Genomic DNA, 9416 nt, shown 5'->3' on the forward strand with positions numbered 1-9416 from the left:
TAGGGAGACCATGACAATGTCCGAGTCATTGCTCGACACCTATCCACACCGAATGGGCGGCCATTGCGGCTCCAGCGCGATGCGCGACTTGATGGTGAGGGGGACCCGTTTGGTGGTCCAGTCGCTATGCGGCTTGGGATTGGTGGGTCGTGGTCCACTGTAGAGCGAATTCAGCGGGGCTGAGTTCGCCGTGGGCGCTGTGGGGCCTGGCGGTGTTGTAGTCGGTCCTCCAATCCTCGGTGATCACTTGGGCTTCGAGCAGAGAATCGAAGCGCCACGAGTTGAGCAGTTCATCGCGTAGTCGACCGTTGAACGATTCGATCCAGCCGTTCTGCCATGGCGAACCGGGGTCGATGAACAAGGCTCCGGTGCCGGTGAATCGGCACCAGTCGCGTACGGCGTGGGCGACGAATTCGGGGCCGTTGTCGAACCGCACGTAGACCGGCGCCCCGCGGGTCAAAGCCAGCGTGTCAAGGACTGCGACCACTTGGTCGGCGTCGATTGACCTGCCGATCTCGATGGCCAGGCACTCTCGGGTGTACTCATCAATGATGTTGAGTAGCTTGATCGTACGACCATCAGCGAGGGTGTCGAATTGGAAGTCCATCGCCCAGATCACGTTCGGCCGGATAGGACACATCGCCCCTACGGTGACACCGACGCCGGTCAACCGCTTCTTTTTGCGGCGCTGGGGCACTCGAAGTCCTTCCTCACACCATAGTCGACGAATACGTTTGTCGTTGACCGCCCATCCGGATTTGCGTGCCATCTTCGCTGCTCGCCGCCACCCCCACCGGGGCCGGTCGGTGGAGAACCTGCGTAGCCAGGCCCTCAGCCTGGTGTCCTCGTCGTCCGCTGGTTGTGTCCTCAGGCGCATCGTCGAGCGGTGGATACCGACCACCGCACACGCCCGACGCTGAGACACCCCGAACCGTTCTTGCAGCACCGTCACGGCGCGGCGTTTACGGTTCGGGGTCAAAAGTTTCCCGACGACAGGTCCTTGAGCATGTCAATGTCGAGGGCCTGGTTGGCCACGAGCTTCTTGAGTCGGGCGTTCTCCGCCTCGAGTTCTTTGAGCCGCTTGGCGTCATCAGCTTTCATGCCGCCGTACTGGGCCAGCCAGCGATGCCACGTGGACTCCGCGACTTCGAGGTGCCGGCACACCTCGTCGAGTTCCTGACCAGCGGCGAGGAGCATATTGCCCTCGGCGAGCTTGCGGATGATCTGCTCCGGCGTGTGCCGGCGGCGCTTGTTCGATGTCATGACGTCGTTGATTCTTCCTGCTCGAACAATCGAGCAACAGAGTCCCACAACGACTGGACCACCCAGGAGGGCTCACCTCACAAGCTAAGCGCTCGGTTCACGGGGAGGGCGGTAAGGCGCTGCGAATGGGTTAGATACGTCTCGCCCTCAGGGTTGATGCAGCCTTGCTGTATCGGGTAACACCAGATGCAGGCGCGGTTACGGTATTCTAGTCGGCTTGAAGGAATCGAGTAATCAGGTCTGTGGCGGCGTCCGGGTCTCCGTGGTTCTGAAAGTGACTTAAGTCAACTTTCACGAACACGGCGTTCGCGGTGAAATACGCTTTCTTGCCTACTGTGCCGACCGCTTTGATGGAGAGTGCCCGAGCGGTGTTATCGACGACCGTGGCGACGAGGTGCACGGGTGTGTGCAGTGGCACTGGGTGTCGGTACTCGACGGTGAGTGTTCGAGTGACTGCAGGTGTGCGGGCGATCCACAGGGTGAATCCCATGATGTCGTCGCAGGCTGCTGAGATGGCACCGCCATGGGCTAGGCCGGGTGCTCCTGATTGGCGTTCGTCGAAGGTTAGATCAGCGTAGACGTGGTCGTCATGCCTGTATACCTCGAGCTGGAGTCCGCTGGGGTTGTCGCTGCCACATCCCATACATGATGGCGAGTGCGCTGGTAGCCGCTGATCGAAGCCCATTGGGTGGTCCTCTCTGCGGTCCTCGTTCGGTGTTCGAGCACTCGCAGTTTCGTTCTGTTACCGACGGTATCGTTTGTGCTGTTGGTCTGGAGCGGGAAGTGGGCAAGGGTGGAGATCGCCGATATCGATGATGTGGACCCGAGGCGGGTTCGCTCGCGGGCGCGGTTGTTGGATGCTGCCGCGACCCTGCTCAGCAGCGGTGGGGTCGAAGCGGTCACCGTGGAGGCTGTAACCCGGCTATCTCGCGTAGCCCGCACCACGCTGTATCGACATTTTGAGAGCACCACGGACCTGGTGGCAGCAGCCTTCGAGCGGTTGTTGCCTCAGGTGGACAACCCTGAAACCTCGCAATCGATTCGCGATGACCTGGTCACATTGATGCAACGCCAGGCTGCTCTCATCGAACAGGCTCCGTTGCAGTTGACCACACTGGCTTGGTTGGCAATGGTTCCCAAGCAACCTGGCGAAGAACCAAACGCATTGGGGCCGTTGCGGATGCGCGTAGTCAACCAGTACCGAGAACCCTTTGATCGAGTGTTGACAAGTAGCGCGGCCGCCGCTGAACTCGACGATCCGGACTTGACCATGGCGATCACTCAGCTGGCAGGCCCTCTGGTCTTCGCCAAGCTCACCGGGATTCGCGCGATGGATGTCGCTGATCTCGAGCGCCTCGTCGATGACTTTCTTGCGGCGCACAGGCGGCGCCCGCCTACATAGCCTCACCGCCTTCCACTTTTACGCTACAACTTGTAGCGTAGCGCTACCGATGGTTCCACTGTGGGCCAGATGAGTTGGTGAGGTACTGCGTATGGTGGTCCATCGTCCCGATGACAAGCGCTTGGCAAGGCGGCCGTTGGTCGAGCGCAGCGAGTACAGCTCCACGTTGGGACGAATCGCGCGGTTCACTTTGACGCACAAGTCCCTGGTCATCGGGGTGTGGATAGCTGTCGGGGTGGTGTTGGCGGTGCTGTTTCCTCAGTTGGAGACGGTGGTGCGGCAGCAATCGGTAGATCCGATCCCTGCAGGGGTTCCGTCCTTTCAAGCTCTTGATCAAATGGGTGGCGCATTCGGGGAAAAGGGCGCTAAGACCACTGTCTTCGTGACCATGGAGAACCCGAATGGGCTTACAGAGGTCACGCGAGAGCGATACGACGCGTTGGTCCTACAGCTCCGTGAAAATTTTGACGATGTGCAATCGGTTCGTGACTTGCTGTCGGATCCGATCACTGCCCGCCAGGCGTTGAGTGAGGATGGCAAGGCCTGGTATCTGCCCGTCGGGGTCTCGGGGACCCTGGGCGGTCCGGCGGCGACTCATGCGGTGGAAACCGTCCGCGAAACCGCACGCCGGGTGTTTGAAGATACTGGTACCGCGGTTCATGTCACCGGACCCGCAGCCACCTTCAGTGATCAGATCGTGAGTGCCGAGAGCGACCTGGTCGTGATCACTTTGGCCACAGTCGCGCTGATCGCCCTGATCTTGCTGGTGGTGTACCGATCGCTGTTCACAGCACTGGTGCCGTTGCTGGTGATTGGTGTCAGCCTTGGGGTGGGCCGCGGCGTCTTGTCCGCACTAGGTGAGCTCGGAATGCCGGTGTCTCAGTTCACCGTCGCATTCATGACGGTCATTCTGCTCGGGGCCGGGGTGGACTACTCAGTCTTTTTCATCAGCCGCTATCACGAGCGGTTGCGCCAAGGCGCGCCTACCGCGGATGCTCTTGTGGACGCTACAGCGACGATCGGACGGGTCATCTTGGCCTCGGCGGCGACGGTGGCACTGGCATTCCTGGCTATGGCGTTCGGCGAACTGAGCGTCTTTTCCACCTTGGGTCCGGCCTGCGCGATCGCGATCCTCATCGGGTTCCTCGCCACTGTCACCTTGCTGCCGCCGGTGCTGCAGTGGGCAGCCCGCTTCGGTTGGGGCAACCCCCGACGAGACCTCACGCGCAAGTACTGGAATCGCGTGGCGGTGCTTGTCGTCCGCCGCCCAGTCCCCCTTCTCGCTATAACGATGGTGGGGCTGATCGTGCTGAGCACGATCGCGATGGGTATCCACATCACCTATGACGACCGCCAGGGCCAACCCGCGACGACCGACAGCAACCAGGGATATGCGCTGCTTGACCGCCATTTCCCCACAGATGTGACGGTTGCTGAGTTTCTTGTGGTGGATGCGCCGATCGACCTACGCACCGCCAGCGGACTTGCCGACCTCGAGCAGATGGCTTCGCGGGTATCCCAAATTCCCGGGGTGACTCGCGTCATCGGCGTCACCCGCCCCACCGGCGACAAACTCGAACAGGCCGAGCTGTCGTGGCAGAACGGTCAGATCGGGGACCAGGTGGCAGGCGCCGTCGCAGACGGCCAGCAACGAAAAGGCGACCTCGAGCAGTTGCGCTCCGGTGCCAACCAGCTCGCCGACGGGCTGGCCCAACTCGACACCCAGCTACGCCTCAACCTGACGCCACTCGCCGGTATCCTCACCCAAGCAAGCACCGCCGGTCAACAAATCCAGCAGTACCAACCACTCCTGCGCCAGCTCGCCGCGTCCGCGCCCGCACTCGACCGCGCCTCACAGAACGCCCCACAACTTGCCGCCCTGACCCGCCAAACATCCGCGGCGCTGACAACAGTGACCTCAATCCTACCCCTCCTCGACTCAGCGCCCTGGTGCGCCCAAGTCCCCCAGTGCGCAACCCTGCGCGCACAGATTCGCGACCTCAACGCCACACTAGGGAGTGGACTGCTCGACCAGATCACCACCCTGTCAACACAACTCGCACAACTAGACACACCCCTCACGACGGTCACCGACCAACTCACCGCAACCGTCAACTCCCTCAACTCCACCCTGAGCACCATCAACAACCAAGACCTGCCCGCTAAGATCACTCAACTCCAAACTGGCGTGAGTCAGCTCGCCGCAGGATCACGACAACTCGCCGACGGCGTGTCCGCGCTGATCGACAGCAACCTTCAGCAACTAGCCGGGATGGCCACCCTAGCCACGCAACTCCAAACCTCCGCCCGCGAAACCGCCGGAACAGACTCCGCGACCGGCTTCTACCTGCCACCTCAAGCCAACGCAGACCGCCGCTTTGTCGATGTCGCTCGCCAATTCGTCTCGCCCGACGGCCATACCGTGCGCTACGCAATACAAACCAGCTTCGACCCCTACAGCACCGAAGCCATACAACTGACCAACACCATCACCGATGTTGCAAACGCCGCCAGACCGAACACCACCCTGGAGGACTCCCACATCGCAATCGCCGGATTCCCCGCCATCAACGCCGACCTGCAACGCCTACTCGCCGACGACTTTCAACTCCTGGCACTGGCAACCCTCATCATCGTCGGCCTGATCCTAATCCTTCTCCTCCGAGCACTCATCGCACCGCTGTATCTCCTAGGAACCGTCGTCCTCAACTACACCGCGGCACTGGGCATCGGCGTCCTAATCTTCCAACACATCCTCAAAACCGAGATCGCCTGGCCTGTACCGCTATTGGCTTTCATAGTCCTCGTCGCCGTCGGCGCAGACTACAACATGCTGCTCATCTCTCGCCTACGCGAGGAATCCCAGAACAACATACGAATCGGCGTTCTACGAACCGTCACCAACACCGGATCGGTCATCACCTCGGCCGGCCTCATCTTCGCTGCCAGCATGTTCGGCCTCATGGCTGGCTCGATCTCCATCATGACCCAAGTTGGACTGATCATCGGTATCGGACTACTGCTCGACACCTTTATAGTGCGCACCATCGTCGTGCCGGCCATCGCGACACTACTAGGCAAAACCAGCTGGTGGCCGAACAACGAAACCGTTTAACGTACTCCTGGTTTAGTTCCCCAGTATCCGCGCGGGACTGTCGCTAGGGACTGCTGCACGGATAGGTGACATCTGATCTGGCTTGCCTTCGGGCGGTCGGGAAGGATGTAGCTGTGCCCAAGCCGTACCCCCAGGAGCTCCGAGACGATGCGATCCGGGTGGCTCGTGATCGTGGAGAAGGCGTCACGATCGAGCAGGTCGCCAACGACTTCGGTGTGCACCCGATGACGCTGCACAAGTGGATGCGACGCGCGAATATTGATGGGGGCCGCAGCCCTGGCGTGACCTCGACCGAGTCCGCTGAACTGCGCGAGGCCCGTAAGCGGATCCGCCTGCTTGAGCAGGAGAACGAGGTGCTGCGTCGAGCGGCGGCGTATCTATCGCAGGCGAACCTGCCGGGAAAAGGCTGTACCCGCTCGTGAAAGAGCTCGCCGCCGACGGGATTGCCGTCGCGTGTCGTGTCGGGTACTTCAGCTCTCGCGCCAGCCCTACTACCGGTGGCTGGCCAGCCCGGTCACCAATGCCAAGCTGGCCGCGGCGTATCGGGCGAATGCCCTGTTCGATGCCCACCGCGAGGACCCGGAATTCGGCTACCGATTCCTCGCCGGGGAAGCCGCCACCGTGGGTGAGTCGATGGCCGAGCGGACCGCGTGGCGGATCTGCCGCGACAACGCCTGGTGGTCGGTGTTCGGCAAGAAGCGAGGTCGTAACGGCCGACGACCGGGACCACCAGTCCACGATGATCTGGTCCAGCGCGACTTCACCGCCGAGGAGCCACATCGGTTGTGGCTCACTGGTATCACCGAACACCACACCCGTGAGGGCAAGCTCTATCTGTGTGCAATCAAGGACGTGCACTCAGGGCGGATCGTCGGCTACAGCATCGATTCCCGGATGAAAGTCCCGACTGGCCGTGGCAGCGTTGCACAGCGCGCTGGCCCGTCGTGGTGAGGTGGCCGGCTGCATCGTTCACTCGGATCGAGGGTCACAGCTCCGGTCGCGGAAATTCCTACACGCCTTGAATACTCACGGTCCAACGGGGTCGATGGGCAAGGTCGGGGCGTGAGGGGACAACGCAGCTATGGAGATCTTCTTCGCGCTCCTGCAACGCAACGTGCTCGACCGTCAACGCTGGGACACCCGTGAACAGCTACGGATCGCAATCGTCACCTGGATCGAACGGACCTACCACCGCCGGCGCCGGCCACCACATCGGCCGAGAATCAGACCCGGCGGCTGATGCGACTGGCCGGGGTCCGCGGAGTGCAGCGGGCAGCGAAGGCTTTCACCACCCGTCCCGACCCGACCACGGCCAGACCTACCGACCGAGTTCAGCGACAGTTTCGTGCCGATCGACCCAACCAGCTACGGGTCGTCCCAGCTATGGGTCGTCGACATCACCTGCGTGCGAACCTGGCAGGGCTTCGCCTACACCGAATTTGTCACCGATGCCTGCACCCGCGTGATCGTCGGTTGGCATGTTGCGGCTACCATACGGACCGAGCTGATCAGGCAGCGTCGGCCTTGGCGCACCGTCGAGCAGGTGGGGCTTGCCACCTGCGAATGGGTCTGGTGGTACAACCAACAGCGTCTACACGAAGCGCTCGACTATCAACCACCCACAGAGTTCGAGGCCGCCCTCAACGGCGCCTCAGCTATCTGCGAGTCGGCCGCCCCGGCCCTCGCAACCACATAGGAACTAAACCTGGGGTACTTCATGGTCTTGCGTCGACCAAATGAACCCCCAATACATATCGCTGGCCTATGCCGACCGGCTGATCGAGTTTAAAGTCGACCCCTCGGTCAGCACTGTGCGCGACTCCTCCGACAACACTCTCGCCGAAGCGTCAGGTACCGCGAGTGTCATTTGCCACGGTGAAGGGACCGCTGTGAGCTGATTTTTGCCATCGGGATGGGACCACCTGGATTGCCAGTTATGGGACCACCGGCGCGTTGCGCTGGTGGTCTCTTGTTTTGTCCGTTGGGCCTTGACCCCGGATCTTGGACACAGGGTGGGATTTATGCTGCGTGTAGAAGTGTAGCAGCGTAACGGTTTTCGTAGGTGAGTGGTGATTGGTGCCCGCACCACGAGTGTCTTCGGCGGTTGTTGTAACGCACGAGCCACCCAAAGACTTCACGCCGGCAGGTGAACTCATCGGGCCAGGACTGCTCATCTTGAAGGACCTCGCGTTTGAGCGTGGCGTTGAACGACTCGGCCATCGCATTGTCGGCGCTGGTGCCCACCGCTCCCATGGACTGGGTCACGCCGAGTTCAGCGCACAGGTTGGCGTAGGCCTTGCTGGTGTAGACCGAGCCGTGATCGGAGTGAAAGACCGCTCCCGACAACGACCCTCGCGTCTGTTGTGCCGCTTGCAAGGCATCGGCAACGAGATCGGTGCGCATATGATCGGCCACCGCCCACCCCGTCAACCGTCGGGAGTAGCAGTCGATCACCGTAGCCAGGTACAGGTTGGAGCCATCGGCGATCGGCAGATACGTGATATCGCCGACATACACCCGGTTCGTGGCGGGCGCGGTGAAATCGCGTTCCACCAGGTCAGGGACTATGCGATCGGCAGGTTCAGGGATCGTGGTGACCACACGACGGCGCCGCCGATAACCGACAATGCCGTGGGCGCGCATCACCCGCGCCACCCGTTTGTGATTGACCCGGTTCTCCAGCGCCACCCCATCGTTGAGTTCCGCGGTAATCCGCGGTGCACCACAGGTGCTGTCACCATCGTGAACCTCACGAATACGTTGCGCCAAAACATGATCAGCTTCCGCACGAGCCGCCCGGCGCGGGGCCGCCTTGCGCCAGGCGTAAAACGACGAACACGCGATCTCGAGGAGATCGCATAGCCACTTGACCGGGTAGGTGTCGAGGTGGTCGGCGACGAACTGGAAGCGGCTCACCAGTTCGTCTCCCCGGCGAAATACTTGGCCGCCTGACGCAAAATCTCCCGTTCGGTGCTCAGCTTGAGCTTCTCGCTACGCAGTGCCGCGTTCTCCCTCTCCAACCGTGCGATCTTGGCCTCAGCGCTTTCTGGCCCCACCACAGCGGGCCCATCGCCGTTGCGGGCCTTGAGCGGGCTGACCGCCCCGCTGCCATCGGCAGCGGTCTTGCGGCCGGTGCCGTAGCGCTCAAGCCAGTGACGCAACGTGCCGCGCTCGACCCCAAGATCGGCGGCGATACCGCGCACCGTGGCCCCGGGGGTCGACTCGTACAAGTCCACCGCGTCCTGACGAAACTGCTCTGAATAGTGTCTCCGAGCCATACCTTGATCATCTCGCTTCTCCCCGCGAACTGCGGGATTCAACGTGTCCAAGGTCCGGGGTCAGGTCCCGTTGACTCGGCCGTGACGAGCAGTCATGGAAGGGGCGGCGGCATGGGCTATCGGGAGGTTGCTGTGGAAGAGATCAGAGAAGTCCTGCGGTTGTGGCTGGGTCTGGCGGTGGGGTTACCGTCGCCGGGGCTGCGCACGATCGCCGCGCATGCGGGGGTGTCCGTGGCCATGAGAAAGTCCCCACTGGTGGGGGGTTGAGGTTCCCCCCGAACCGTAGAGGCATCGATAATGAGGAGCACGATGCCAGAGAAGCGGAAGAAGTACGACCGGGAGTTTCGTGATGGGGCGG

Annotated in this window: 6 protein-coding genes and 1 pseudogene; 4 read left to right on the forward strand and 3 right to left on the reverse strand. The window is 61.9% G+C overall.

The window, feature by feature from the left end; all coding sequences use genetic code 11:
* Nucleotides 1–124: 124 nt before the first annotated feature.
* Nucleotides 125–1263, reverse strand: a protein-coding gene (locus ACZ4TW_RS23485; protein WP_085949120.1) for an IS3 family transposase whose coding sequence is annotated in 2 segments (ribosomal slippage) — nucleotides 125–993 and nucleotides 993–1263 — 1140 coding nt in all. Because the reading frame shifts where the segments join, the coding sequence is not laid out codon by codon here.
* Nucleotides 1264–1471: 208 nt separating this feature from the next.
* Nucleotides 1472–1948 carry a PaaI family thioesterase gene (locus ACZ4TW_RS23490; RefSeq protein ID WP_005194688.1) on the reverse strand — a complete coding sequence of 159 codons (477 nt, stop codon included), beginning with the start codon at nucleotides 1946–1948 and terminating at the stop codon, nucleotides 1472–1474.
* 108 nt (nucleotides 1949–2056) lie between these two features.
* Between ACZ4TW_RS23490 and ACZ4TW_RS23495 the strand changes: the two genes are divergently transcribed.
* The 4 genes and pseudogenes from ACZ4TW_RS23495 (at nucleotide 2057) to ACZ4TW_RS23510 (ending at nucleotide 7476) form a co-directional block, all read left to right on the forward strand.
* The gene (locus ACZ4TW_RS23495; RefSeq protein WP_005194691.1) at nucleotides 2057–2665 is read left to right on the forward strand and encodes a TetR/AcrR family transcriptional regulator; all 609 of its coding nucleotides are present in this window, start codon (nucleotides 2057–2059) and stop codon (nucleotides 2663–2665) included.
* Between the two features lie 91 nt (nucleotides 2666–2756).
* A complete protein-coding gene (locus ACZ4TW_RS23500) occupies nucleotides 2757–5780 on the forward strand; it encodes an MMPL/RND family transporter (RefSeq protein WP_005194693.1) in 3024 nt (1007 codons plus the stop codon).
* A 113-nt stretch (nucleotides 5781–5893) separates the two neighbouring features.
* A pseudogene (locus ACZ4TW_RS23505) lies at nucleotides 5894–7020 on the forward strand (IS3 family transposase).
* A gap of 105 nt (nucleotides 7021–7125) precedes the next feature.
* The gene (locus ACZ4TW_RS23510; RefSeq protein WP_005194698.1) at nucleotides 7126–7476 is read left to right on the forward strand and encodes an integrase core domain-containing protein; all 351 of its coding nucleotides are present in this window, start codon (nucleotides 7126–7128) and stop codon (nucleotides 7474–7476) included.
* A 323-nt stretch (nucleotides 7477–7799) separates the two neighbouring features.
* On the opposite strand, the gene ACZ4TW_RS23515 is transcribed toward ACZ4TW_RS23510, so the two are convergent.
* Nucleotides 7800–9058, reverse strand: a protein-coding gene (locus ACZ4TW_RS23515; protein ID WP_085949121.1) for an IS3 family transposase whose coding sequence is annotated in 2 segments (ribosomal slippage) — nucleotides 7800–8713 and nucleotides 8713–9058 — 1260 coding nt in all. Because the reading frame shifts where the segments join, the coding sequence is not laid out codon by codon here.
* Nucleotides 9059–9416 lie beyond the last annotated feature (358 nt).

It is taken from the genome of Agromyces sp. NPDC029043, from assembly GCF_055564615.1.